We start from the raw sequence: 24936 nt of genomic DNA on the forward strand, positions 1-24936 counted from the left end.
GGCGGGCGCGCTGGATGATCGAGCTGATCCGCTGCCGGGCTGGCGAGTGCGCCGAGTTCATGGTGGACGCCTGCGATGAAACGGGTCGTCTCGCTCTATCTGCCGAGGTGGCCGACCGACCGGCTGCGGCGCAAGCTCGCCGCCGCCGCGCCTCCGCCTGACGTGCCGGTCGTGCTGGTCCGGCGCGAGGGCGGCCGGCGCGTGGTATCGGCGGCCGATGTGGCAGCGCAGCGGCTCGGCCTCCGCCCCGGCATGGCGGCGAGCCAGGCCCAAGCGCTGGTGCCGAACCTCGCGGTGTTCGAGGCCGAGCCAGTGGCCGACGAGGACGCGCTGCACCGGCTGGCGCTGTGGGCGCAGCGGCTGTTCTCGCCGGTGGTGGCGGCCGATCCGCCGGACGGCCTCCTGATCGATGCCACCGGCGCCGCCCATCTCAAGGGTGGCGAGGCGGCGATGCTCGACGAGCTGGTGGCGCGGCTTCAGGCGTCCGGCGTCTCTGCGCGGGCGGCGATGGCCGCCACCTATGGCGCCGCCCACGCCTTGGCGCGCTATCGGGCGCGGCCGACGCGGGTGGTCGCGAACGACGAGACGGCGGCGGCGATTTGCGACCTGTCGATCGCGGCACTGCGGCTCGATCCCGCCACCGTCGATGCGCTGCACCGCCTCGGCTTCGAGCGCATCGGCGAACTTGCCGCCCAGCCGCGCGCGCCGCTGGCGCTGCGCTTCGGCCCGGAGCTTGGCCGGCGGCTCGATCAGGCGTTCGGTCGGGTGGCGGAGCCGGTCGTCCCGGTGGTGACACCGGAGCTTGCCCAGGTGACGCGCGGCTTTGCCGAGCCGATCGCTGCGCCCGAGACTATCGCGCGCTATTTGAGCCGGCTGACGGTCGAGCTGTGCGCGGCGCTGGAGGATCGCGGCCTCGGTGTCCGCCGGCTCGACCTCCTCTGCCACCGCGTCGACAACCACATCGCGGCGGCGCGCATCGGCACCGCGAAGCCGGTGCGCGATACGAAGCGCCTGACCCGGCTGCTGGGTGAGAAGATCGAGACCATCGATCCCGGCTTCGGCATAGAGCGCATGACGCTGATCGCTTTGATCGCCGAGCCGCTCGGCTATCGCCCGGCGGCGACGGAACTCGGCGAGGCGCCCGCGCCCGACATCGCCGGCCTGATCGACACCCTGGCCAACCGGGTCGGCGCGCGGCGGCTCTACCGCTTTCAACCGGTCGAGAGCGACATTCCCGAGCGCGCGGTGTGCCGGGTGGCGCCGCTCGCCCCGCCGGTCCAGGCAACGTGGAAGGCGGAGTGGCCGCGGCCGGTGCGATTGCTGGATCCGCCCGAGCCGGTCGACACCCTGGCGCTGTTGCCTGACCATCCGCCGGCGACCTTCACTTGGCGCGGCGTGCGGCGCCGGGTCACCCGCGCCGATGGCCCCGAGCGTCTGTTCGGCGAATGGTGGATGCACGAAGCCGAGACAGCGGCCGTGCGCGACTATTTCCAGGTCGAGGACGAGGCGGGCCATCGCTTCTGGCTGTTCCGCGCAGGCGACGGCGAGGACCCCGCCACCGGTTCGCAGCGCTGGTTCATCCATGGGCTGTTCGGATGAGCCGCTACGCCGAGCTTCAGTGCACCTCGCATTTCTCGTTCCTGCGCGGGGCGAGTTCCTGCGAGGAACTGTTCGCCACCGCCGCCGAACTCGGCCTTTCCGCCCTGGCGATCACCGACCGTGGCAGCCTTGCCGGCATCGTCCGCGCCCATGAGGCGGCGAAGACGACGGGCGTCCGGCTGATCGTCGGCTGCCGGCTCGATCTCACCGACGGCGCGACCGTGCTGGTCTATCCCACCGACCGCGCCGCCTATGGCCGGATGTGCCGTCTGTTGTCGCTCGGTAAGCGGCGCGGCGGCAAAGGTGCGTGCGTGCTGTCGTGGGACGATGTCGCTTCGGCCGCGCAAGGTCTGGTCGGCGTGCTGGTGCCGGATGTTGCGGATGAGACGTGCGCCGGCCACCTCCACCGCATGGCGGACATTTTCCGTGAAGACGCCCATCTCGCGCTGACATTGCACCGCCGGCCGCGCGACCAGCTTCGCCTTCATCAGCTTGCGACGCTCGCCGCCAAGGCCGGCGTGAAGACCGTCGTCACCAACAACGTGCTGTTCCACCATCCATCACGCCGCAGGCTGCAGGACGTGATGACCTGCATCCGCGAAGGCTGCACCATCGATGCGCTGGGGTTCAAGCGCGAACGCTCCGCCGACTGCCATCTCAAATCGCCGGACGAGATGCACCGGCTGTTCCCGCGCTATCCCGAGGCGCTGGCGCGCACAATCGCGATTGCCGAGCGTTGCCGCTTCTCGCTCGACGAATTGGCCTATCAGTATCCCGAGGAGCGCACGGATGTGGCGCTGACGCCGCACGAGACGCTGGAGAAGCTGACCTGGGAGGGCGCAGCAAGCCGCTATCCCGAGGGCGTTCCGAACAAGGTGGTGCGCGACCTCAATCACGAGCTCTCCTTGATCGGCGAGCTCGGCTACGCGCCGTATTTTCTCACCGTCAACGCCATCGTCCGCTATGCCCGCAGCCAAGGCATCCTGTGCCAGGGCCGTGGCTCGGCCGCCAATTCGGCGGTGTGCTTTGTCCTCGGCATCACCTCGATCGACCCCGAGCGCAACGACCTTTTGTTCGAGCGCTTCGTCAGCCAGGAGCGCAAAGAGCCGCCGGACATCGACGTCGATTTCGAGCACGAGCGGCGCGAGAGGGTGCTGCAATGGGTGTTCGACCATTACGGCCGCAACCACGCCGCGTTGTGCGCCGTCGTGATCCGCTATCGCGCCCGCGGCGCGTTACGCGACGTCGGCAAGGCGCTGGGCCTCTCCGAGGATCTCATCAAGCTGCTTTCAACCCAGGTCTCGACCTGGAGCCGCGGCGCCGAGGAGAAGCACGCCCAAGACCTCAACCTCAATCTTGACGACCGCCGGCTGCGCCTCACGCTCGATCTGGCACGCGCGCTGATCGGTACGCCGCGCCATCTCTCCCAGCACCCCGGCGGCTTCGTTCTGACTCAGGATCGGCTCGACGAATTGGTGCCGATCGAGCCGGCGGCAATGGCGAACCGTCAGGTCATCGAGTGGGGCAAGGACGACATCGACACGCTGAAATTCATGAAGGTCGATTGCCTGGCGCTCGGCATGCTGTCCTGCATGAAGCGCGCCTTCGAGCTGCTCAATCAGCACAAGGGCACCGAGCTCGACCTCGCTGCCATTCCCGCCGAGGACGCGGCGACCTTCGCGATGATCCGCAAAGCCGACACCGTCGGCGTGTTCCAGATCGAGAGCCGGGCGCAGATGGCGATGCTGCCGCGCACCAAGCCGCGTACCTTCTACGACCTCGTCATCGAGGTTGCCATCGTGCGGCCCGGTCCGATCCAGGGCGACATGGTCCACCCTTACCTGCGCCGCCGGGAAGGCAAGGAGCCGGTGGAGTTCCCCAAGCCGGAGCTGGAAAGGGTGCTGGGCAAGACGCTCGGCGTGCCGCTGTTCCAGGAACAGGCGATGCGGATTGCCATTGAATGCGCCGGCTTCACGCCGGGCGAGGCCGACCAGTTGCGCCGCGCCATGGCCACCTTCAAGCACACCGGCACCATCGGCACCTTCCGCGACAAAATGATCGCCGGGATGGTGGCGCGCGGTTATGCGCCGGAGTTCGCCGAGCGCATCTTCCGCCAACTCGAAGGCTTCGGCTCCTATGGCTTCCCGGAAAGCCACGCCGCGTCGTTTGCGCTGATCGCCTACGCCTCGGCGTGGATGAAGTGCCACCATCCCAACGTGTTCTGCTGCGCGCTGCTCAATGCCCAGCCGATGGGCTTCTACGCCCCGGCGCAGATCGTCCGGGACGCCCGCGAACACGGCGTCGAGGTCCGCCCGGTTTGCGTCAATGCCTCGCGCTGGGACTGCACCCTGGAAGATACCGGCGAAGGCCGGTTCGCGGTGCGGCTTGGCCTGCGCATGGTGAAGGGCCTCGGCAATGCCGCCGCCGCCCACCTCATCGCCGCGCGGGACCACCCGTTCGCCAGCGTCGAGGAGCTGTGGCAACGCTGCGGCGCGACCGCCGCGAGCCTGGTGATGCTCGCCGAGGCCGACGCCTTTCGCCCGGCGTTTGGCCTCGCCCGGCGCGAGGCGCTGTGGGCGCTCAAGGCACTACGCGACGAGCCGTTGCCGCTGTTCGCTGCAGCGTCACAGCGCGAAGGTGCAATCGTTTCTGAGATCACCGAACCGGCAGTGGCGCTCAACGCGATGACCACCGGACGTGAGGTGGTGGAGGACTATGGTCATGTCGGTCTGACGCTGCGCGCCCACCCGGTCGCCTTCCTGCGCGCCGATCTTGCGCGCCGGCGGATCCTGACCTGCGCGGAGGGCACCGCGCAGCGCGATGGCGCGCTCGTCCGCGTCGCCGGCCTGGTGCTGATCCGCCAGCGGCCGGGCTCGGCCAAGGGCGTGATGTTCATCACCATCGAGGATGACACCGGCATCGCCAACATCGTGGTGTGGCGAGACCTGTTCGAGCGTGAACGCCGCACCATCCTCGCCGCGAGCCTGCTAGGTGTCGAGGGCAAGATCCAGCGCGAGGGCGAGGTGGTGCATATTGTTGCCCGTCGCCTCGAAGATCTCACCGACGCGCTCGCTAGCGTCGGGGATCGCGACGCCGCATCCTTGCAGCCGCCAAGAACGGGAGACGAGGTTCGCCACGGCGCATCGGGCCGGGATCGGCGCGAGTGTTCGCCAGGCACCGAAGCGCTGCACGACGTGCCAATCCCCGAATCGCCACCGGAGGTGATCAGATTGAGGCCGCGGGATTTCCGGTAAGACACCGTATCTGAACGCCACGTTTTGCGGCGCGATCCCTGGTCGTTCTCGGCAAACCCAACATCGTCCAGTGTCCGTCTTGCCCTTGGCAAGGACCGGAGCGGTCGGATCGTTGCCATGAAGCCGTTCGGCCGCAAAGACATGCGCATCAAGGCGCTTGAGGAGCGGCGCCAGCACCGCAGCGGAGGCACCCACCTCGTCGGCCAGGGTCGACAGGCTGAGCGGCGCGCCTCCCGGCTGGAGCGCTTGGCCTGTCGGCTGAGCGGCTGATGCTGTTGCCCAGAAAGCAGGCGCAGGATGGGTGCGGCGCCGGCAATGACATCCCGGCCGAGAGCGAGAGGGTGGCGGCTGTCGCCGTGACGGGTTTTGAGGTCGAGAAGGGGTTCCGGCCGGCCCGTCGCGGAGAACCGCGATGTCACGCTCCTCTTCCCACGCCGTATCTCGTAGTGATCGGGCCAGCCTCTACGAGGAGATCACATCCAAGATCATCACGGAACTCGAAGCCGGCCGCGTGCCCTGGGTCCAGCCCTGGGGAACCACCGCCACCAAGGCGCCGCTCGCGATGCCGAAGAATGCATCCACCAACCGCCACTATTCCGGGATCAATGTGCTGATCCTGTGGGGCGCGGTCATCGAGCGGGGCTTCTCCGGCCAGAGCTGGCTCACGTTCCGCCAAGCCCTGGACCTTGGCGGCAACGTCAGGAAGGGCGAGCGCGGCACCACCGTGGTCTATGCTGATCGTTTCATCCCCGATGACGAGCGCAAGCGTGCCGCCGAGACCGGCGAGGAGCCCGGCGCGATCCCATTCCTCAAGCGCTTCACTGTTTTCAACACCAGCCAATGCGACGGCCTGGCGGACGGCGTTGCCACCGCCGCTCCGCCGCCACCAGAGGGGCTGATCCTGCCGCAGGCGGAGGCGCTGATCAAAGCCACCGGCGCGGATTTCCGCATCGGTGGTCAACGCGCCTTCTACGACCCTCTGGCCGATTTCGTGCAGGTACCGCCGCCACAGGCCTATTTCCAGCCGATCAACTGGCATCGGACGGCGTTTCACGAGCTGGCGCATTGGAGCGGTCACGGCTCCCGTCTTGCCCGGGATCTTTCCGGCTCATTCGGCTCCAAATCCTATGCCCGCGAGGAACTCGTCGCCGAAATCGCCGGCGCCTTCGTGTGCGCCACCCTCGGCATCAGGCCGACCGTGCGCCATGCCGACTATGTCGGTTCCTGGCTGGAGGTGCTGCGCGAGGACGACCGTGCCATCGTCCGCGCCGCCAGCGCCGCCTCCAAGGCAGCCGACTACGTGCTGGCGTTACAGCCCGATGCGACCTCAGCATCAGACGAACAGTCAACCGACAATGAGCGGGACGCGGCGTGAGGGTTGCGCTTTTCCTGCTTTCCTGAAGATCGGATTTCCTGCTCCATGGATTTCCGGTTTTACGCCTTCAAGGAGAGCGAGAGGAAGGCCGGGTTTTCCGTGACGGGTTGGAGATCGAGAAGAGCTTTCGGTCGCCCGTCATGGAGACACCGCCGTGACCAGTGCCGTTCAGAAGATACGTTTGAGCGCCTCGCGCGACATTCCCTTCAACAAGCTGGTGCTGAGCCAGTCGAATGTCCGGCGCGTCAAGGCCGGCATCTCGATCGAAGATCTGGCCGAGGACATCGCCCGGCGCACGCTGCTGCAGGGCCTCAGCGTCCGGCCGGTGCTGGACGCTGACAGCCATGAGACCGGAATGTTCGAGGTTCCGGCCGGCGGCCGCCGCTTCCGCGCGCTCGAACTCCTCGTCAAGCAAAAGCGTCTGGCCAAGACCGCACCAATCCCGTGCGTGGTGCGCGAGGATGGCTGGGCGGAGGAGGACTCACTGGCCGAGAACATTCAGCGCGTCGCCCTCCATCCGCTCGACCAGTTTCGAGCCTTCCAGGCATTGCGTGACAAGGGCCTCAGCGAGGAGGACATTGCGGCGCGGTTTTTCGTGAGCGGAGCGATCGTGAAGCAGCGGCTGCGCCTCGCCGCGGTCTCGGACAAGCTCCTGAGCATCTATGCCGAGGATGGCATGACGCTGGATCAGCTCATGGCGTTCACCGTCACCAGCGACCATGCGCGGCAGGACCAGGTCTGGGAAGGTCTGTCGCAATCCCACAACACCGAGCCCTATTATATCCGCCGCCAGCTCACCGCGGGTGCGGTCCAGGCGTCCGACCGCCGGGCGCAATTCGTCGGCATGGAGACCTATGAGGCTGCAGGCGGCATCGTCATGCGCGATCTGTTCCAGCACGACGATGGCGGCTGGTTGCAGGATCCGGGTCTGCTCGACCGGCTGGTGACCGAAAAGCTGCAGGTCGAGGCCGATGCGCTGCGTGCCGAGGGCTGGAAATGGATCGTCGCCGCGGCCGACCTGCCCTATGGCCACACAGCCGGCTTGCGGCGTCTTCCCGGCAAGACCGCTGACCTCACCGATGATGAGCAAGCGAACCTCGCCGCGCTCAGGGCCGACTATGCGGCTATTGAGCAGCAATACGCCGAGGCCGACGAATTACCTGACGACGTCGATCACCGGTTGGGCGAAATCGAGACCGCCATCGCGGCCTTTGATGACCGCCCCGTCATCTTTGATCCGCAGGACGTCGTCCGCGCCGGCGTTTTCGTCAGCGTCGATGGCCGGGGTAAGCTGAAGATCGAGCGTGGGTTCGTTCGCCCCGAGGATGAAGCACCGGTCGCGGCCGAGCCCACCAAGCGCGACGCTGAGATTCCGATCGTCGCCAGCTCCGACCCTGATGTCACGCGGACGGTCATCCACGTTGGCGGCACACCGGCTCCTGGAGCCGAGACGCCGGACGAAGACGACGCCATCCGTCCGCTGTCCGAGCGACTGGTGATGGAACTCGCCGCCCATAGCACCTTGGCGCTGCGCGACGCGGTGGCAAACAAGCCGAACATCGCCTTCCAGGCAGTGTTGCACGCGCTCTGCCTCAGCGCCTTCTACGCGAGCGCCGCAGATACCTGCCTGGAGATCGTGGCGAAGAGCTCCGGCTTCAGCGCCCAGGCACCGGGGTTGAAGGAGAGCGCGTCAGCCAAGGCGATCGACGCGCGGCACGAAAGTTGGGCGCGGCAATTGCCAAAGACCGTGGGCGAGCTCTGGGATGTGCTCACCGGCTTCGACGGCGACAGCCAGGCCGCGCTGTTTGCCCACTGCGCCTCGCTCACCGTCAATGTCGTCAAGGAGCCGTGGAGCCGGCGTGATGCCGCGCTCGATCACGGCAACAAGCTCGCGCAGGCCGTCGATCTCGACATGGCGGCGGCGGGCTGGCGGCCGACGATCGATAATTATCTCGGTCGGGTGCCGAAGGCGCGAATTCTTGAAGCCGTGCGGGAAGCAAAGGGCGACGCCTCCGCCCAGCTCATCGATCATCTGAAGAAGCCGGACATGGCGAGGGAAGCCGAACGGCTGCTTGATGGCACGGGTTGGCTGCCCGAACCGCTGCGCATGACCGAGGCACGGACGTCCGCCGAGGAGCCGACGGGTGAGGTCGAGGCGCTGCCCGCCTTCCTCGGCGATGACGAGGACGGCGACGCCAGCGGCGCCGATCCCGAACAGCCCCAGCCGCACGCCGTCGCGGCCGAATAACCACGGCCGGTGCGGGGGAACGGCTTCGGTCGCCCGTCTACATTTCGCGTTCAATCCAACCCGGAGCCCGGCCGTCGCGCCGGGCTTTCGCATCAGGAGTTCCAACATGGCCGACTATTTCTCGCCCACCGTGATTCAACAGCCGATCCCGATCGTCGACATGACGCCGCTCGAACGTCTCGTGCTCAGTCACATCTTCGACGCCGAAGCGGACGGCGAGACGTTGTATTTTCACGCCGCCGATGGCCCGAGCAACGCCATCGGGCTTCACCGCGGCAAACTCCAAACGGCACTCGAAGCCTCTGCTGGAATCGTCAGCACGGCGGCCACTTATGTCACAGATCATCTGCCAGCCCCGCCCCCTGACGATGCCACGATCGAAATCGATCTCAGCGGCACGTCCTGGGAGTTCATCTTCCAGGACATTGTCCGGCGCTCATCCACGCTGCGCTACGTCACGGTGGTCACATCCTTCACCTGTTCAAGAATGCGACCGGACGGCTTCGGCGGTATGGCCGAACTGATCACCGCAGACGCGATTCTCGGCAAATCCACCAACGACATCCTTGAGGGCTTCCTCGCGGAGATGGAGGAAGATGCCGGAGATGACGGTGTTCATGTTCTGCTCCGCCTTTGCGAAGACACCGTCAGGCGACAGGTCGCCCAGATCATCGAGGCCGACCCCGCACTCACCCGACTGACGACCGACGCGGTCAGTGCCGCCGATGTTCACGCCGCCTGCCTTGCCGTCATCGCCTGCAGCGACCTGTCGGAGGAGCAAGGTGCAGCCGGGTTCCGCGCCGCGCTCGCCGCGATCCGTCACGCCGAGCAGCGGCTCGCTTCGGCCGGCTGATCGCCGGGATTGTCCATCCATCACGGTGCGGCCGCTCACCTGCGCGCTGCATCGCCATCCCTCATATGATCAGGAGACGGCCATGGGCTGGCTCTACATGCAATCCCTCAAGGGCCATTCCGGCCCGCGCCAATATCTCGATGCCCAGTTCACTTATGAGCGTCGAGATGCGATTTCAAACGTGCTGCGCTCAGCACTTGTCGGCATGCGCGTCTATTATGCCGCCGTGGAACAGCTCCGGATCGCCGCCGGCGAACGCGAGGTCGGGGCCGTCATCTGTCTCGTCCGATACAGCCCGCGCGACCGTGAGGGCTATATCTTTGGCTATAAGGACATGTGCGAATCAATGGGGCCGAATGCGTGTGATTGCCCCGAATCGATCCTCGATCTGCTGACCCCGACCGATTCTCAACTTGCGTTGCAATGGCGGGCCCGCTGCCGCGACAGCATCAGAGCTCGCCGCATCAATGCCGCCAAACCGAACCCGCGCGCAGGCCAAGTGATCGTCTTTGACGAACCGCTGGCCTTCGCGGACGGAAGACGCTTCGATCAGCTCGAGGTGGTCGCCAACCCGCGCAGCCACCGTTCCGTGCTGTTCCGTGCGCCCGGCTCCAACAGCCTTTATCGCATTCCCAATATCAAGAACCGAACCTACCGGCTCCTCAATCCACCGCCGGGATGAGCGTACAGAATAGGGTCCGGCGATCAGCGCCGGGCCCTTTTCTTCTTGGGCCGCACCGAAAGGCAGAGGACAGCCGGGACGGGGTTTGAGCCGATGGGGTGGAGAGAGCGCCCCTCGGTTCGTCCCGGTCCCGCTCTCTCGAGCTTTTCCCATGACCCACCTTGCGCTCTCGGCCGCCGTCGCGGCCGCGCCTGCCTGCGCGCCCATCACCCAGCAGGCCAGCACCGGCTCCGCGCTGATCGCGGCGGCAAGCCTGCTCCTTGCCGATCTCGAACGCGGTCGGCGCATTGACGCCGCGATCCTCCGCACCGCCATGGCCACGACCTTCAATGGTTCGGACGCTGGCGGCGCCTGGGACTGGAAGAGCGCCTATGACGCCTGCGAAGCGGCCACCGTCCTGTTTCTGCGCAAATTTGGCCCGGTGATGCGCGCGCGGGCTGCTTCGCCCGCCGCCATGCTGGCGATGCTGGGCAAGGTGGCCGGGTTTCTGCCGACCCATACCCGGCGTACCGAAGAGAGCCAGGCGCTCCAGCAATTCTCAACGCCGATCGGCCTCGGATTCGTGGCGGCGCACGCCGCCGGCATCACGCCCGCCGACCTCGTGCTGGAGCCCTCGGCCGGAACCGGACTTCTCGCCATCTTCACTGAGCTCGCCGGCGGATCGCTTGCGCTCAATGAACTGGCGCCAGCTCGCGCCGATCTGCTCGGCCACCTCTTTCCCGGCTCCGCCGTCACCCGGTTCGACGCGGCGCAGATCGACGATCATCTCGACATCGGCCTTGTCCCGAGCGTCGTGTTGATGAACCCGCCATTCTCCGCCATGGCCAACGTCACCGGGCGAATGGCGGACGCTGCCTACCGCCATGTTGCCGCCGCGCTCGCGCGCCTCGCCGATGGCGGCCGCCTCGTAACCATCACCGGGGCAAGCTTCACATCGGACAATCCCGCTTGGAGGGATGCGTTCGTCCGTCTGCAGGAGCGAGGCCGCGTCGTGTTCTCCGCCGCAATCGACGGTTCGGTTTACGCCAAGCATGGCACAACCATCGATACGCGCCTGACCGTGATCGAAAAGCAGCCGGCTGCCGACCCGAAGCTGTTCCCTGATTCACCCGGGATTGCTCCAGATGCCGCCACGCTGCTCGGCTGGGTCATCGACCATGTCCCAGCCCGAGTGCCGGTGGCGCCGTCTGCCTTTCGGGCCGCCGTCATCCGCGCGGCCCCTCCTCGAAAAGGTCGCACGCAGGTTGTGCGGCCGTCTTCCGGTTCGGCGGTGGCGCCAGAGCCGGAGGCGGTCGAACTCGCTTATGAGACCGTCGATTGGACGCCGGTCGAGGGCGGACGCATCACCGATGCGCTTTATGAGACCTACGGATTGCAGTCGATCCGCATTCCCGGCTCTCAGGCCCACCCCACCAAGCTGGTGCAATCGGCGGCGATGGCGTCGGTCGCGCCGCCCAAGCCGTCCTACCGGCCGCACCTGCCGGCGAACGCCGTGTCGAATAGCCTTCTGTCCGACGCCCAATTGGAGAGCGTCATCCATGCCGGCGAAGCCCACGGCCGCCACCTCGCCGGATCATGGACGGTGGACGAGACCTTCGATGTCGTCTCGGCAGCTCCCGAGGACGCGGCGAAGGCCGTCCGGTTCCGCCAGGGCTGGTTTCTCGGCGACGGCACCGGCGCCGGCAAGGGCCGTCAGGTCGCCGGCATCCTGCTCGACAACTGGCTGAAGGGCCGCCGCCGCGCGGTGTGGGTGTCGAAGTCCGACAAGCTGATCGAAGACGCCCAGCGCGACTGGTCGGCGCTCGGGCAGGAACGGCTCCTGATCACGCCGCTGTCGCGCTTCCGGCAAGGCACGGCGATTCGGTTGGAGCACGGCATCCTATTTGCCACCTACGCCACGCTGCGCTCCGAAGGTCGCGAGGAGAAGGTTTCGCGGGTACGCCAGATCGTTGAATGGTTGGGCGCCGATTTCGACGGGGTCATCGTGTTCGACGAAAGCCACGCCATGCAGAACGCGGCCGGCGGCAAAGGCGAGCGCGGCGATCAGGCCGCCTCGCAGCAGGGCCGCGCCGGCCTGCGTCTGCAGCATGCGCTGCCCGACGCCCGGATCGTCTATGTCTCGGCGACCGGCGCCACCACCGTCCACAATCTCGCTTATGCCCAGCGCCTCGGTCTCTGGGGGGCTGAGGATTTCCCGTTCACCACACGCGCCGAGTTCGTCGAGGCGATCGAGGCCGGCGGCGTCGCCGCCATGGAGGTGCTGGCGCGGGATTTGAAGGCGCTCGGCCTCTACGCGGCGCGCTCGCTGTCCTACGACGGCGTGGAGTACGAGCTGGTCGAGCACCGGCTGACCTGTGAGCAGATCCGCATCTATGACGCCTATGCCGGGGCGTTCCAGGTTATCCACAACAATCTCGACGCCGCGCTGAAGGCGACCAACGTCACAGGCGAAACCGGCACGCTGAACGCCCAGGCCAAATCCGCGGCGCGCTCGGCCTTCGAGAGCGCCAAGCAGCGCTTCTTCAACCACCTCATCACCGCGATGAAAACGCCGACGCTGATCGCCGCGATCGAGCGCGATCTCGACGCCGGCCATGCCGCTGTGATCCAGATCGTCTCGACCGGCGAGGCGCTGATGGAGCGCCGGCTCTCACAGATTCCGACCGAGGACTGGGGTGACGTCCAGCTCGATATCACGCCGCGCGAATACGTCCTGGACTATCTGGCGCACAGCTTCCCGACCCAGCTCTACGAGCCGTTCACCGACAGCGAGGGCAATCTGTCGTCGCGTCCGGTCTATCGCGACGGCCAGCCGGTCGAGAGCCGGGACGCCGTCGCGCGGCGGGACAAATTGATCGAGACGCTGGCCGCGCTGCCGCCGGTTCCGGGCGCGCTCGATCAGATCGTCCAGCGCTTCGGCACCGACATAGTGGCCGAGGTCACCGGCCGCTCGCGCCGGATCGTCCGCAAGCGAGGGGCGGACGGTGCCGAGCGTTTTGCCGTCGAGACCCGCGCAGGATCGGCAAACCTCGCCGAGACGGCAGCCTTCATGGATGACCAAAAACGCATCCTGGTGTTCTCGGATGCTGGCGGCACCGGCCGCAGCTACCACGCCGAGCTTTCCGTGCGGAACCGCCGTCTGCGGGTCCATTATCTCCTCGAGCCCGGCTGGAAGGCCGACGCCGCCATCCAGGGCCTGGGACGCACCAACCGCACCAACCAGGCCCAACCGCCGCTGTTTCGGCCGATTGCGACCAATGTGAAGGCCGAAAAGCGCTTCCTTTCCACCATTGCCCGCCGGCTCGACACGCTGGGCGCCATCACCAAAGGCCAGCGCCAGACCGGCGGCCAGGGCCTGTTCAGGCCGGAGGACAATCTGGAGAGCCATTACGCCCGAGATGCCTTGCGCCAGCTCTATCTGCTGCTGGTCATGGGCAAGGTCGAGAATTGCGCGCTCCAGGCTTTCGAGGATGCGACCGGCCTCAAGCTCACCGACAGCACCGGCATCAAGGACGAACTGCCGCCGATCACCACCTTCCTCAACCGGATGCTGGCGCTCCCCATCGACCTCCAGAACGTCCTGTTCACCGCGTTCGAGCAGCTTCTGGCCGCCCGCATTGAGGGGGCGATCGCGTCGGGAACCTATGACGTCGGGCTGGAGACGCTGACGGCCGAGAGCTTTGTCGTCACCGACCGGCGGACCATCTACACCCATCCCGGCACCGCCGCCGAAACCCGGCTCCTCACCATCACCAAGCGCGAGCGCAATCGGCCGCTGACGCTCGATGAGGCGCTGGACAGGCTGTCCGATCCTCGGAGCCAGCTGCTGGTCAACAGCCAGTCGGGCCGCGCCGCCGTTCAGGTGCCGGCTCGCAGCGTGATGCTGGATGACGGCGATGTCGAACGCCGGGTGCGGCTCGTCCGGCCGATGGACCAATTGACGATGCCGCTCGCGACGATGCTGCAAACCCACTGGCAGGAAATCGACCGCGAGACCTTCGCCCGGGCATGGCAAACGGAACTTGCTGACGTGCCGGAGTTCACTGACAGCACGATCCACATCGTCGCGGGCCTTCTTCTGCCGATCTGGAAGCGCTTGCCGAACGAATCGAGCCGCGTCTACCGGCTGCAGACTGACGCGGGAGAGCGCATCGTCGGCCGCAAGGTCTCGCCGGCCTGGGTGGCCAGCGCGTTCGAAACCAGTACGCCCTGCCTGTCGACGGAGGGCGCCTTCTCCGCGCTGATCGACGGCAGAGCCGTCCTTGATCTCACCGAGGGGCTCCAGCTTCGCCGCGCCCGGATCATGGGCGTGGACCGCATCGAGCTGACCGGCTTCACCGACGCGATGCGCGATCGGCTGCGGGCTTACGGACTGTTCCACGAGATCATCGCCTGGAAACTCCGGATGTTCGTGCCGACCGACGCGGCCGGCCCGGCGGTCCTGGCGAAGGTGATGGAGCGCTACCCGCTCTTGCGCATCATTGATCGGACGGCAGCCTGACGATGGCCGCGTATGCTGCCGATCTGGCGCAGCGTCTCGCGCGCGAGGCCGAGGCGGTGTGCCGCCATTATCTTTCCAACGGCCGCCGCGAGGGCCGCTACTGGCTGGTGGGCGACGTGCGGAATACGCCCGGCCGTTCCCTTTTCGTCCGGCTGAAAGGACCGGAATCCGGTCCCGGCGCCGCCGGGCATTGGCGTGATGCCGCCTCAGCCGAACATGGCGATCTCCTCGACGTGATCCGCAAGAGCTGCGGTTTCATCGACTTTCGCGATGTCGCCGAGGAGGCCCGTCACTTCCTCAGCCTGCCCCGACCCGAGCTGAAGCCGGAACTTGGATGCCGACAACGGCCGTCATCGGCGTCGGTCGGATCCTCGGATTCGGCGCGGCGCCTGTTCGCCATGTCGGTGCCGATTGCGGGTACAACCGCAGAGACGTATCTGCGCAAACGCGGCATTACGGCTCTGCCCGGAACCGGCAATCTCCGCTTCCACCCGCGCTGCTACTATCGCCCTGACCCTGCCTCGCCGACCGAGACCTGGCCGGCGATGATCGCTGCCGTCACCGACCTGACCGGCACGATCACCGGGGCGCATCGCACCTGGCTCGACCCAACGGGCCGGGACAAGGCGCCAGTCGACACGCCGAGACGCGCGATGGGCCATCTCCTCGGGCACGGCGTGCGGTTCGGTGTCGCCGACGATGTCCTGGCCGCCGGCGAAGGCATCGACACCCTGCTGTCTCTGCGCATGAGCTTGCCCACCATGCCAATGCTGGCGGCACTGTCGGCCGCGCACCTCGCCGCCATCCTGTTCCCGGCAACACTGAGCCGGCTCTACATCGCCCGCGACACCGATCCGGCGGGCGACAGCGCAGTGCAGACCCTGACCAGGCGGGCGACCACGGCCGGGATCGAGGCGATTACGCTGTCGCCGCGGCAGGATGACTTCAACGCCGACCTCCGGGCACTCGGCCTCGACGCACTGCGCGCGGCTGTCCGGGTTCAGATCGTTCCCGAAGACGTCGCCCGTTTCATGGGACCGTGGCACTCGTCCCGAACCAGGTGAGGTTCCTCTGCGCTTATGCCACCGCCGCGTCGTCCCGGCGGGCTTCCCGGCGGCGTCGGAGAGCACCGCGCCCGCGGCCTTCTGAAAGAGGGCGATCGGGCCGGCAAGCCGCCCGGACCGGCAATGGCGGGGGCCGACTATTTTCCGTCGGCGGCGGATCACCTAACGCGACAAATCGCGCCGGGACCAAAGGTCCGCCGCCTTTACATCGCGAGGCAAAATAGCCGGCCCCCGCCATCCTCCGCTTCGCTCCGGCCGCTCCCGCTTTGCTTCGCGGTGCAGGTCCGGTGCGTCCGCCGGCTTTCGTCGCCAGGAAGGCCGCGATGGGCGCGGCCACCCCGACGAAGGAAGCTCACCATGACCACCGATCACGACGACGCCGGATTTGAAGCGCTCACCTCATCCCCGACCGGGCACGTCCTCGCCGAACTCCAACTCTACGGCTTCCGACCGTTCGAGGACGACCCCGATCCGCGGCCGCTCCCTGACGCTCGCCTCATTGCCGGCGCTGTCGCCGACATCTTCGACGCCCTGATCGTCGCTTTGAACGACACCCGCCTTGAACCCGACCTCGACGACCTCTTGTGGTCAACCGTCAATCTGTTCCACCGCGCCGCCCTTCGAATCGAGCGCGAACTCGACGACAATGAGCAGGCACAAAGGCGCAGCCAGACTGAGCAGGACGGCTCCGAAGTCCGCTCTGTCGAACTGGAGCGCCTCACCGCGCAGGGCATCACGCTGATCGAACGGCGCAACGGCATGGAATTCTTCCGCGACCAGGCCGCCGACCAGTTCGAGCGCCACACCCACTCGGCCTGGCGGCCACGGTCAGGCTCGATGGTCAACCATCGCACCCTGACCTCGGCCATGATCGACAGCCGCGACTTCCTCGCCGCCAAACGCCGCATCGAGACCGAGGTGCTGCTGCCGGCCGGCCCCAAGGTGGCCTTCACCGGCGGGCTCGATTTCAACGATCATCACCTGATCTGGGACAAACTCGACAAGGTCCACGCCAAGCATCCCGACATGGTGCTACTGCACGGCGGATCACCCAAGGGCGCAGAGCGCATCGCCGCACGTTGGGCCGACCACCGCAAAGTGCCACAGATCGCCTTCAAGCCGGACTGGACCAAGCACGCCAAGGCCGCGCCGTTCAAACGCAACGACCAGATGCTCGAGGTGCTGCCGATCGGGGTCATGGTGTTCCCGGGCTCCGGCATTCAGGCCAACCTCGCCGACAAGGCCAAGAAGCTCGGCATCCCGGTGTGGAAGTTCGGCAGCGGCACGTGAGCGCCGCACGCCACCTCCAACACCACGTCACCGAACCACAGCGTCGTGCCGGCGGCGATTGGCGACGCTCGCCGCATCAACGCCATCATTGGTTGCTGCAATTCCATCGTGCCACGGTGAAGGTGGAGGCACGATCGCTCAGCTCATCTTTAGCGGAGACCTCCATCGTGCTCATCCTCGGCATTCTCCTCGGCATCGGCACTTGCTGCTGGCTGTTCTTCACCCTCGCCGTCTACGCCCTCCCGCTGTACGCGGCGATCTCCCTTGGCATGTGGGTCTATCACGACGGCGGCGGGGCAGCCGCCCCCGTCGGTATCGGCATCCTGGCTGGCGTTGCGGTGTGGCTCGGCGGCCAGCTGATGCTCGCCTTCGCCCGCTCGGCCTGGATCCGCGGCCTTGTCGCACTGGCGTTCGCAGTGCCGGCCGGCATGGCCGGCTATTCCGTCGCCCACGGCCTGTCGACGCTGGCGATCGCTGATCCGCGCTGGCAGGCTGCGGTCGCGATCATCGGTGCGGTCGCCGTCGCCGGGAGCGCCCTGGCCCGCCTCGCGCTCGCCCCGATGACGCCGGAGACGCCGTCAGCCGGCGGGCCGTCTCACCAATCGCTGGGCCCACCGCCCAGCGACCAGATGGTGACCGCGCCGACGCGCCGTCTGTGACCGGTCGGGTGATCTGCCGACAATCGGCATCGTTCGCTTGCCGAGATCGAGCGGCATTCGGCGATCGCGGGAACTTCGGCAACACCGGCTGCACGGCCCATCTTATTCGATGGGAACCGGCGCGGTGTCGTTTCTGGCGCTGCCGGGTTTGATTCGATGCGCAGCAAGTCTGACGCGGGGGTTCTCTCGCCAACCGGTCCGGCCCGTTAGCGCCGACAGTCGCCACGGCCTCCTTGAGCATCATCGCTGCCAAGCCGGCGTCCCACCCGGCCTCTTTGGATGGCGTGATCGCGCCGGAGACCGGCTTCGCCTCGATCGCCTATGCCGCAATGGCCGGTCCCGACTTTCTTCCCCTGAGCGCTGGCGCGCTCATTCCTCGCGCAACAACAAAGTCGGGCCCGCGCCATCCTCCGCTGCGCTGCGGTCCTTAACGGATGCGGCGTCGATCGCCTCCGGCCTTTCGATCGCCATCGAGGCCGCGATGGGCGCGGCCCGAATTCAGCGATCAAGGAGAACGACCATGGCGACCATCGGCACCTTCAAGAAGTCCGGCACCGAATTCCTGGGCGAGATCGTCACCCTCAGCGTGCAGACCAAGAACGTGCGCATCGTTCCCGAGGCCAACCGCGCCAGCGACAACGCCCCGAGCCACCGCATCTTCGTGCATAGGGCGGAAATCGGTGCCGCATGGTCAAAGCGCTCCGCCGAGGGCCGCGACTATCTCTCGGTCAAGCTCGACGACCCCTCCTTCACCGTGCCGATCTACGCCAATTTGTTCGACGACGAAGACGGCGACGGCTTCACCCTGATCTGGTCGCGAAGCCGCAAGGCCAACGGCGAGTGAAGCTCGCCCGCAAGGCTCCGTCCGGATCGACCGGGCGGAGCTTCAACCAGCCGGCGGGCCTTAAGAGGACGACGAGCCGTCCGGAGCGGAACTGTCGCTGCCAGCTGCAAGATCTTCGTTGAGCAGGTCCGCGGGCCGAACATGCAGCGCGTGCGCAACCTGCCACAGTGTCAGCAGCGTGACGTTCTGCTCGCCGCGTTCCATGGCGCCGATATGAGCGCGGTCCACACCCGCGAGATCGGCGACACCCTCTTGGCTGAGGCCAGCTTGCTTGCGAAGCCGTAAGAGGTTTTTGCCGAACACGTCCCGAATGTCCATCGCCAGGATGGACACCAGATGCGTATTTTAACGCTACGTATTATAATACGCGGCGTTTGGTCTGACCGGCCGAGCCCACACCGCAAGTCGTGAGTCGACTCGTCGCCTCGAAAGGCGATAATCTTCCAAACTTCAGATTTCGAGATGAACCCATGCCTTCTCCGCCGCCGCCTCCGGTTGCCGAGACTGCGCCGACAAGCACGCAAGTGACGGACTATGATCGGACGCACACCGTGACCTATCTTCGGCTGCTCGATGCGGCAGCCGATGGTGCATCCTGGGAAGAAGTTGCGCGAATCGTGCTGCAGATCGACCCGATGCTGGAACCAGATCGTGCACGGCGCACCTTTGATACGCACCTTGCTCGCGCCCGTTGGCTGAGCGACCAGGGCTATCGTGGCCTGCTTCGGTCGGCGAACTGATTGCGGTCATCGGCGGCCCTGGCGTCAGTTTCTATCCAAACCCGCACTGCCGCTTTTGCGTGACTGCGGAATGCTGATCCGCCATCGGCACCGTGATACCAATTTGCGCCCGGTAATCGCCGCATCTGAGACACGAATCAAAAGTTGAATAGGTCAAGCTCTGGTTTAACCGAAGGGAGAGCTGCCCGTGTCGAAGGAAGACTGGCGGTCAAGCGCCGCCTACGAATACGCCGACACCTTGGATCCAGCGGCCCTTGCGTGGGAATTTCTGCGCCGCAATCCAGACTACCACCTCGCCTTTGGAGCTTCCTCAGCGCACGCGGATGACAGGACCGATGGTCCGGCGCGGCGCTGGGGATTGCGATTTCCTCGCCGATCCCGCTCAACGCGCTGATCAATCCCCGGTCTTCTGGCGCGCCGACGAATTGGCGTCTGTCGTCGTCCTGACTGCGGCGCCCGCCGACACGTTGGCGCCGGCGATTTCGCTGCTGGATTTGCCCGACGGCTTCATCCGGCGCGACGCCGAAGACGGCACCCACCTGATGATCCACGATGGCACGGTCGATCACCAGCTTCTGGTGGTTGGCGTGCTGGACGCCGCCACGCCGATGGCTGCGATCATTCCACTCGATGACACCGCGCCGCAGCGCGCCGAGGCGGCCGTGCGATTCTGGCGGTTTGTCGGCCGGGCGCGGCCACCAACGCCCTCGCGTCCAGTTCGCCGTCGTGATCGCCTGATCGCGGCCTTGCGGGCGCTCGATGGCCGTCTGGCGGGTGCGAGCTACCGAATCATTGCCGAAGCACTGTTCGAGCCGAGGCACCTCGCATCCGAGCCCTGGAAGACCTCGTCGGTTCGCGATTCGGTCATCCGCTTGGTCCGCACCGGCTACGACATGATGCGCGGGGACTATCGCAGGCTTCTCGGTCTCCGCCGGTCCGACTGACCGAGGACGATCAGGATCGCCCGTCCCGGAGGGGTGGTGAATTTAGCCCCCCCCAACTTCACCATCCCCCTTCGCGGCTCGCCTCCGCCACCGTGATCGCCATCGGCCGCCGGTTCTCGGCAGCCACCGTCGGCATCACGGAGGTCACCATGTCCGCCGCCAATTCGCAGCTCCCGCCGCGCTATCTGCGCACGCCCGAAGCCGCACGCTTCCTCGGTCTCTCCGGCCGCACCCTGGAAAAGCACCGCACCTACGGCACCGGGCCGCGCTACTGCAAGCTCGGCGGCCGGGTCGTCTATCGCCTCGAGGACCTGGTGGCCTGGGTCGAGCTCGGCCTCAAAGCATCGACCTCCGACCCCGGCATCGGCCAGGTGCTTCCCGCCAAGCGCCATGCCGCGATCTTGCTGGCCAATGCCGGCCAGCCCCGTCGTTGATCGCATCGTTGGCTCATCCCATGTCGATGCGACCTCGCACAGGCTCTGGCGAACAGCTCGAGCTGTTCCGCGCACTCCGCGGTGATCTAGCGCCCCGCGACGCGCAGGATCTCATGGCCTACCCGTTCTTCAGCCTCGCCAAGACCCACCGCACCACGCCGATCGACTTTACGGCCGGCGACGTCACCATCCGGGTCGAAGCCGTGCCGGAGCACGGCATGGCGACGATCTGGGACGCCGACGTGCTGATCTGGGCGGCCTCCCAACTCGTCGAGGCCCGCGACGCCGGCCTCACCACGTCGCGGCTGATGGCGGCAACGCCCTACGAGATCCTGACCTTCATCGGCCGCGGCACCTCGCTGCGCGACTACCTGCGCCTCAAGGCGGCGTTCGACCGCCTGCAGTCGACCACGGTTCTAACGTCCCTCCATCAGCGCTCAGAGCGCCGCCTGCACCGCTTCTCGTGGATCAACGAGTGGACCCAGCTCGACCGCGGTCCCGGCCGTCCTGGAGGCATCCAGATGATCCTGCCGGACTGGTTCTACCGCGCCATCGTGGAGGGCGCGCTGGTCCTCACCATCGACAAGGCGTACTTCGCGCTGACCGGCGGTCTTGAGCGCTGGCTCTATCGCCTGGTGCGCAAGCATTGCGGCCGCCAGCGCTCCGGCTGGCGGTTCGACTTCCGCCATCTTCATGTGAAGTCCGGCAGCCTGTCGCCGTTCCGACGCTTCGCCTTCGAGCTGCGCGACATCATCCGCCGCCAGCCGCTGCCCGGCTACACCCTGTTCGTCGAGGTCGAGGCCAGCGGTCGCGTGCTGCTGGCGTTCGAGCCGGCCTGTGGAAAACCTGCCGGCGGTTTCGTGCTGTCAGGAACCCAACCCGACGTGACATCAGGAACGGCCCCTGCGTGCCATCGGGAACGGAAATCGAGCCTAAGCCACGGGCAGAAAAGACAAATCGGCGCCCCTAACTTAGAATCTAACTTAGATAGATCTAACTTTAGAGGGGCGCCCCTGTGGAAAACTTCGCCGCAACAGCCCCTTAAGTCGGGTTCAAGGGGCATTCGAGAAGACGCTGATCCGTCGGCGCTCTCAAGGCCCCGCGCCCTCGAGGTGAGGTCTCCCGCGACCTCTCGTCCGGTCCCGCCGAAGCCGGAGGGCGCATCATGATCGTGGCGCTCCTCAACCAGAAGGGTGGTGTCGGCAAGACGACGCTGGCGCTGCATCTCGCCGGGCAATGGGCTCGGCAGGGTCGGCGCGTCACGTTGATCGATGCAGACCCGCAGGGCTCCGCGCTCGACTGGTCCGAGCAGCGCTCCAGGGAAGGCCTGCCGCGGCTGTTCGGCGTCGTCGGGCTGGCCCGCGACACCTTGCACCGCGAGGCACCGGAACTCGCCCGGCATGCCGATCATGTCGTCATCGACGGACCGCCACGCGTCGCCGCGCTGATGCGCTCGGCGCTCCTCGCCGCCGACCTCGTGCTGATCCCGGCCCAGCCCTCGCCGTTCGATGGCTGGGGCTCCGGCGAGATGCTGAAGCTGATCGTTGAGGCCCGCATCTTCCGCCCGGAACTCCGTGCCCGCTTCGTTCTCAACCGTTGCGATGCTCGCACCATCATCGCGCGCGAAACGGCCGAGACGCTCGTCGACCACGATCCACCGGCATTCACCGCGACCATCGGCCAGCGCGTCGCCTTCGCCGATGCGGCGCGAACAGGCCGGCTGGTGTTCGACGTCGACCCTATGAGCGCAGCGGCGCGCGAGATCGCCGCGCTCGCCGCCGAAGTCGAGAGGCTGATGCGATGACCCAGCGCGAGGACCGCCGCCGCTTCGCCTCCCGGCCTGGCAATGCCGAGAGCTGGGTGAAGGCCTCCGCCGCGCCGCCAGCAGGCCGCGCCAATGCCGATGGCTTCACCGCTCGCCTGACCATCGACATCACCCCGGCGCTGCGTGGCCGCATCAAGATCGAAGCCTTCCAGCGCGGCATCACCGTCGCCGACATGCTGCGCGATCTCTTGTCCCGGACCTTTTCCGACACCGATGGAGGCACACCATGATCGGCAGCCCGCTGCTTGGTCAAACAGTCCTTGATGGCGCGACGGCGACCCTCACGCATGTCGAGCTGACGTGGCACGAAAAGCGCATCGAACATTGGCTGCGCTTTGGCCGCTATGCCGAGGAGAAAATCCTCGATCGCCACCGGCGCATCGTCAGCTTCGCACCGGACAGCATCTTCGCCTTCGTGCGATGGGCGTCGAATGACTTCGGTACGGTCATCTCGCGCATCGATATCGTGCGCGCCATTGCGCCGGCCGAGCCCTATACGACCTTGCCATTCGTGCGCCCGGGCGGTGATATCCTGCTGCGGATTGACGGCTGGCCCAAGGTCGAACGGGCGCTTCGGGCCATCGATGCCGTTCAGGCTGTCGGCATCGATCCGGTTGACGCCGCGCCGGATCATTGGCGACACGTCCAGAGCCGCCTGACCGCCGGCTATGAGCCGCGTCCCTACACAAGAGAACGGCATGCCGCCTGGTTGTTGCGCCGGAGAACCGAGCCATGACGCGCCGCGGATGGCTCACAGCAACCTTTTTCGCAACGATAGGGATCGCCATCCCGCCGTTCACCGAGCTGCCCAAGACGCTCATCTGGAACGCCAGCGCCAGCGTGCCGATCGGGCTCTATGCGATCAATCCGCTGGGCGGATTCGAGGTCACCGACCTTGTCGTGATCGAGCCACCCGAGGCGATCGCCAGCTTCCTTGCGGCGGGCGGCTACGTCCCGCGCGGCGTGCGGCTGATGAAGCGGGTGCTGGCACTGGCAGGACACAAAGTCTGCCGCGACAACCTCCGCGTCACGGTCAACGGTCTCGCCATCGGCAGCGCACGTGAACGCGACAGCCGGGGTCGCGATCTGCCGGTCTGGCAGGGCTGCCGGACGCTTCGCCAGGGCGAGGTCTTCCTGATGAACTGGCAATCCTCCGATAGCCTCGATGGCCGATATTTTGGGCCGGTTCCAGTCAATTCGATCGTCGGCCGCGCGACGCCACTGTGGACCGACGAAGACGGCGACGGCCATTTCCGATGGCGCGCCCCGACGCGATGACATTCCGCTTCACTCCACCAACCGGAGACCGATCATGGCTCATATCGGCAGCTTCAAGCGTACCAGCGACGGCTATTCCGGGCGCTTGCGGACACTCTCGCTGGACGTCGAACTCACCCTCGTCCCCGTCGACAAGACCAATGGCACGACAGCTGCAGCCCCGGACTACCGCATCCATGTCGGCACGGACGGCAATGGAGCTGAGGTCGGCGCCGGCTGGCATCGCACCAGCGACAAAGCCGGCGCGTACGTGTCGGTCGTGATCGACGATCCGGCCTTTACGCAGCCGATCCGCGCCAATTTGTTCCAGGCTGATGCCGAGGGATTAAGCTTCCATCTGGTGTGGACTCGTCCCTCCCGGCACGATGATCGGACGTGACATCATGCATGCCCGGCAGTCTCTGGCCCTATGGTCCCGCCACGCATCCAAAGCGCAGTCGCCCGTCAACAGGGTGGCCGTTGTCGTGCTTGCCGTCATGCTGACCGGCGTGCCGCTGACGACAGTGTCTTTGTCACCGGTCTATGCTCAAAGCGCGCCCTCGGCGGCCGCAAAATCGGCTGATCCCGTCGCTGCCTTCATCGCGGAGGCGGCGCATCGCTTCGACATGCCGGCGCCGTTGATCCGCGCCGTGATCCGCGCCGAGAGCGGCGGCGATGCACGGGCGGTGTCGCCAGCTGGCGCGATGGGCTTGATGCAGATCATGCCCAACACCTGGGCCGAGCTTCGCATCCGGCATGGTCTGGGGATCGATCCCTTTGACCCTCGCGACAATATCCTGGCCGGTGCGGCTTATCTCCGCGAGATGCGCGAGCGCTTCGGTGCGCCGGGGTTCCTGGCCGCCTACAATGCCGGTCCGGACCGTTACGAGGAGCACCTGACGACGGGTCGGGCGCTCCCTGCCGAGACGCAGGATTATGTCGCGGCTCTCGCTCCGCTGGTCGGGGGCAATCAGGCCGATGGCGCGGTCGCGACCATCGCCAATCCGCAAGCCTGGGCCCGTGCGCCGCTGTTCGTTGTTCAGGCCCAGACCGCGCCGGCTGCCTATCGAACGACGCCCGGCGTGCAATCCGAGCTCACGTCGACGCACCATTTTGTTGTCGATCTTTCGGCGATTGCGCCGCAATCCGACGGTCTGTTTGTGCAGCGCTTTGGTGCGGAAGCGACGCAATGAGCGCAATCGCATGCCTTCGCGCTTTGGCGTGGCCTGTCGCGTGTCCAGGATGGACGCGAACTTTGCTGATGAGCACGACCGTCAGATGGCAGGATAAAGGGCCGCGAGGTGCGCTCCGGTCCGGTCGTGGTTTTTCAGTCGCTTGCGCGACAATTTTACGAGGTGCGCCGAACC

23 protein-coding genes and 1 pseudogene are annotated in these 24936 nt (G+C 66.6%); 22 read left to right on the forward strand and 2 right to left on the reverse strand.

Annotated features, from left to right (window positions below; translation table 11 throughout):
• Positions 1–75: 75 nt before the first annotated feature.
• Both F1193_RS08485 and F1193_RS08490 read left to right on the forward strand, forming a co-directional pair.
• Positions 76–1599 (forward strand): Y-family DNA polymerase, encoded by a 1524-nt coding sequence (locus tag F1193_RS08485; protein WP_150097254.1) that lies wholly within the window; start codon positions 76–78, stop codon positions 1597–1599.
• On the forward strand, positions 1596–4853 hold the full coding sequence (locus F1193_RS08490) for an error-prone DNA polymerase (RefSeq protein WP_150097255.1): 3258 nt from the start codon (positions 1596–1598) through the stop codon (positions 4851–4853). Before F1193_RS08485 ends, F1193_RS08490 begins: the two co-directional genes overlap by 4 nt.
• A 6-nt stretch (positions 4854–4859) precedes the next feature.
• Here the strand turns inward: F1193_RS08490 and F1193_RS08495 are convergent.
• A pseudogene (locus tag F1193_RS08495) lies at positions 4860–5128 on the reverse strand (IS66 family transposase); the annotation flags it as partial.
• 137 nt (positions 5129–5265) lie between these two features.
• Between F1193_RS08495 and F1193_RS08500 the strand changes: the two are divergent.
• The 9 genes from F1193_RS08500 (at position 5266) to F1193_RS08540 (ending at position 18369) form a co-directional block, all read left to right on the forward strand.
• Entirely contained in the window at positions 5266–6228 is a 963-nt protein-coding gene (locus F1193_RS08500; RefSeq protein WP_150097256.1) for an ArdC family protein, read from the forward strand.
• A gap of 154 nt (positions 6229–6382) precedes the next feature.
• Entirely contained in the window at positions 6383–8476 is a 2094-nt protein-coding gene (locus F1193_RS08505; RefSeq protein ID WP_150097257.1) for a ParB/RepB/Spo0J family partition protein, read from the forward strand.
• 106 nt (positions 8477–8582) lie between these two features.
• Positions 8583–9329 carry a hypothetical protein gene (locus tag F1193_RS08510; RefSeq protein ID WP_150097258.1) on the forward strand — a complete coding sequence of 249 codons (747 nt, stop codon included), beginning with the start codon at positions 8583–8585 and terminating at the stop codon, positions 9327–9329.
• Positions 9330–9411: 82 nt separating this feature from the next.
• A complete protein-coding gene (locus F1193_RS08515; RefSeq protein ID WP_150097259.1) occupies positions 9412–10011 on the forward strand; it encodes a DUF6927 domain-containing protein in 600 nt (199 codons plus the stop codon).
• 151 nt (positions 10012–10162) lie between these two features.
• Positions 10163–14512: a strawberry notch family protein gene (locus F1193_RS08520; RefSeq protein ID WP_150097260.1), complete on the forward strand. Its 4350-nt coding sequence runs from the start codon at positions 10163–10165 to the stop codon at positions 14510–14512.
• 2 nt (positions 14513–14514) lie between these two features.
• Positions 14515–15576 (forward strand): DUF7146 domain-containing protein, encoded by a 1062-nt coding sequence (locus tag F1193_RS08525; protein ID WP_150097261.1) that lies wholly within the window; start codon positions 14515–14517, stop codon positions 15574–15576.
• A 357-nt stretch (positions 15577–15933) separates the two neighbouring features.
• Positions 15934–16866, forward strand: coding sequence for a DUF2493 domain-containing protein (locus F1193_RS08530; protein ID WP_150097262.1), 933 nt, complete (start codon positions 15934–15936; stop codon positions 16864–16866).
• Positions 16863–17525, forward strand: a complete 663-nt coding sequence (locus F1193_RS08535; RefSeq protein WP_150097263.1) for a hypothetical protein — start codon at positions 16863–16865, stop codon at positions 17523–17525. Before F1193_RS08530 ends, F1193_RS08535 begins: the two co-directional genes overlap by 4 nt.
• 520 nt (positions 17526–18045) lie before the next feature.
• Positions 18046–18369 (forward strand): DUF736 domain-containing protein, encoded by a 324-nt coding sequence (locus tag F1193_RS08540; RefSeq protein WP_150097264.1) that lies wholly within the window; start codon positions 18046–18048, stop codon positions 18367–18369.
• Between the two features lie 60 nt (positions 18370–18429).
• On the opposite strand, the gene F1193_RS08545 is transcribed toward F1193_RS08540, so the two are convergent.
• Entirely contained in the window at positions 18430–18702 is a 273-nt protein-coding gene (locus F1193_RS08545; RefSeq protein WP_342781798.1) for a helix-turn-helix domain-containing protein, read from the reverse strand.
• 137 nt (positions 18703–18839) lie between these two features.
• Here F1193_RS08545 and F1193_RS08550 point away from each other — a divergent pair, with 137 nt between their 5' ends.
• The 11 genes from F1193_RS08550 to F1193_RS08595 all read left to right on the forward strand — a co-directional run bounded on the left by F1193_RS08550 (position 18840) and on the right by F1193_RS08595 (position 24762).
• Positions 18840–19109 carry a DNA -binding domain-containing protein gene (locus tag F1193_RS08550; protein WP_150097265.1) on the forward strand — a complete coding sequence of 90 codons (270 nt, stop codon included), beginning with the start codon at positions 18840–18842 and terminating at the stop codon, positions 19107–19109.
• Between the two features lie 187 nt (positions 19110–19296).
• A complete protein-coding gene (locus F1193_RS17785) occupies positions 19297–19503 on the forward strand; it encodes a transcriptional regulator domain-containing protein (RefSeq protein WP_425457224.1) in 207 nt (68 codons plus the stop codon).
• On the forward strand, positions 19445–20053 hold the full coding sequence (locus F1193_RS08555) for a DUF2285 domain-containing protein (RefSeq protein ID WP_246164220.1): 609 nt from the start codon (positions 19445–19447) through the stop codon (positions 20051–20053). Before F1193_RS17785 ends, F1193_RS08555 begins: the two co-directional genes overlap by 59 nt.
• Positions 20054–20202: 149 nt before the next feature.
• Positions 20203–20487 carry a helix-turn-helix transcriptional regulator gene (locus F1193_RS08560; RefSeq protein WP_150097266.1) on the forward strand — a complete coding sequence of 95 codons (285 nt, stop codon included), beginning with the start codon at positions 20203–20205 and terminating at the stop codon, positions 20485–20487.
• Between the two features lie 20 nt (positions 20488–20507).
• Entirely contained in the window at positions 20508–21656 is a 1149-nt protein-coding gene (locus F1193_RS08565; RefSeq protein WP_150097337.1) for a replication initiator protein A, read from the forward strand.
• Positions 21653–22291, forward strand: coding sequence for a ParA family partition ATPase (parA, locus tag F1193_RS08570; RefSeq protein WP_150097267.1), 639 nt, complete (start codon positions 21653–21655; stop codon positions 22289–22291). Before F1193_RS08565 ends, parA begins: the two co-directional genes overlap by 4 nt.
• Positions 22288–22542: a hypothetical protein gene (locus tag F1193_RS08575; protein WP_150097268.1), complete on the forward strand. Its 255-nt coding sequence runs from the start codon at positions 22288–22290 to the stop codon at positions 22540–22542. The genes parA and F1193_RS08575 overlap by 4 nt, the downstream gene beginning before the upstream one ends.
• Positions 22539–23048 (forward strand): DUF2840 domain-containing protein, encoded by a 510-nt coding sequence (locus F1193_RS08580; RefSeq protein WP_150097269.1) that lies wholly within the window; start codon positions 22539–22541, stop codon positions 23046–23048. The genes F1193_RS08575 and F1193_RS08580 overlap by 4 nt, the downstream gene beginning before the upstream one ends.
• A complete protein-coding gene (locus tag F1193_RS08585; RefSeq protein ID WP_150097270.1) occupies positions 23045–23590 on the forward strand; it encodes a S26 family signal peptidase in 546 nt (181 codons plus the stop codon). Before F1193_RS08580 ends, F1193_RS08585 begins: the two co-directional genes overlap by 4 nt.
• 34 nt (positions 23591–23624) lie before the next feature.
• Positions 23625–23969: a DUF736 domain-containing protein gene (locus tag F1193_RS08590; protein WP_150097271.1), complete on the forward strand. Its 345-nt coding sequence runs from the start codon at positions 23625–23627 to the stop codon at positions 23967–23969.
• A 4-nt stretch (positions 23970–23973) separates the two neighbouring features.
• A complete protein-coding gene (locus F1193_RS08595) occupies positions 23974–24762 on the forward strand; it encodes a lytic transglycosylase domain-containing protein (RefSeq protein WP_246164222.1) in 789 nt (262 codons plus the stop codon).
• Positions 24763–24936 lie beyond the last annotated feature (174 nt).

Origin of the sequence: Blastochloris sulfoviridis (assembly GCF_008630065.1) — a bacterium.
In the GTDB taxonomy this organism is placed as follows: domain Bacteria; phylum Pseudomonadota; class Alphaproteobacteria; order Rhizobiales; family Xanthobacteraceae; genus Blastochloris; species Blastochloris sulfoviridis.

Bases quoted from the DNA above. Each gene is read 5' to 3' on its own strand.
- F1193_RS08580 (WP_150097269.1), top strand. From the start codon at position 22,539: ATGATCGGCAGCCCGCTGCTTGGTCAAACAGTCCTTGATGGCGCGACG.
- F1193_RS08595 (WP_246164222.1), top strand. From the start codon at position 23,974: ATGCATGCCCGGCAGTCTCTGGCCCTATGGTCCCGCCACGCATCCAAA.
- F1193_RS08555 (WP_246164220.1), top strand. From the start codon at position 19,445: ATGGTCCGGCGCGGCGCTGGGGATTGCGATTTCCTCGCCGATCCCGCT.
- F1193_RS08515 (WP_150097259.1), top strand. From the start codon at position 9,412: ATGGGCTGGCTCTACATGCAATCCCTCAAGGGCCATTCCGGCCCGCGC.
- F1193_RS08510 (WP_150097258.1), top strand. From the start codon at position 8,583: ATGGCCGACTATTTCTCGCCCACCGTGATTCAACAGCCGATCCCGATC.
- F1193_RS08490 (WP_150097255.1), top strand. From the start codon at position 1,596: ATGAGCCGCTACGCCGAGCTTCAGTGCACCTCGCATTTCTCGTTCCTG.
- F1193_RS08560 (WP_150097266.1), top strand. From the start codon at position 20,203: ATGTCCGCCGCCAATTCGCAGCTCCCGCCGCGCTATCTGCGCACGCCC.
- F1193_RS08575 (WP_150097268.1), top strand. From the start codon at position 22,288: ATGACCCAGCGCGAGGACCGCCGCCGCTTCGCCTCCCGGCCTGGCAAT.
- F1193_RS08565 (WP_150097337.1), top strand. From the start codon at position 20,508: ATGTCGATGCGACCTCGCACAGGCTCTGGCGAACAGCTCGAGCTGTTC.
- F1193_RS08500 (WP_150097256.1), top strand. From the start codon at position 5,266: ATGTCACGCTCCTCTTCCCACGCCGTATCTCGTAGTGATCGGGCCAGC.
- F1193_RS08525 (WP_150097261.1), top strand. From the start codon at position 14,515: ATGGCCGCGTATGCTGCCGATCTGGCGCAGCGTCTCGCGCGCGAGGCC.
- F1193_RS08520 (WP_150097260.1), top strand. From the start codon at position 10,163: ATGACCCACCTTGCGCTCTCGGCCGCCGTCGCGGCCGCGCCTGCCTGC.
- F1193_RS08540 (WP_150097264.1), top strand. From the start codon at position 18,046: ATGGCGACCATCGGCACCTTCAAGAAGTCCGGCACCGAATTCCTGGGC.
- F1193_RS08585 (WP_150097270.1), top strand. From the start codon at position 23,045: ATGACGCGCCGCGGATGGCTCACAGCAACCTTTTTCGCAACGATAGGG.
- F1193_RS08590 (WP_150097271.1), top strand. From the start codon at position 23,625: ATGGCTCATATCGGCAGCTTCAAGCGTACCAGCGACGGCTATTCCGGG.
- parA (WP_150097267.1), top strand. From the start codon at position 21,653: ATGATCGTGGCGCTCCTCAACCAGAAGGGTGGTGTCGGCAAGACGACG.
- F1193_RS08485 (WP_150097254.1), top strand. From the start codon at position 76: ATGAAACGGGTCGTCTCGCTCTATCTGCCGAGGTGGCCGACCGACCGG.
- F1193_RS08530 (WP_150097262.1), top strand. From the start codon at position 15,934: ATGACCACCGATCACGACGACGCCGGATTTGAAGCGCTCACCTCATCC.
- F1193_RS08550 (WP_150097265.1), top strand. From the start codon at position 18,840: ATGCCTTCTCCGCCGCCGCCTCCGGTTGCCGAGACTGCGCCGACAAGC.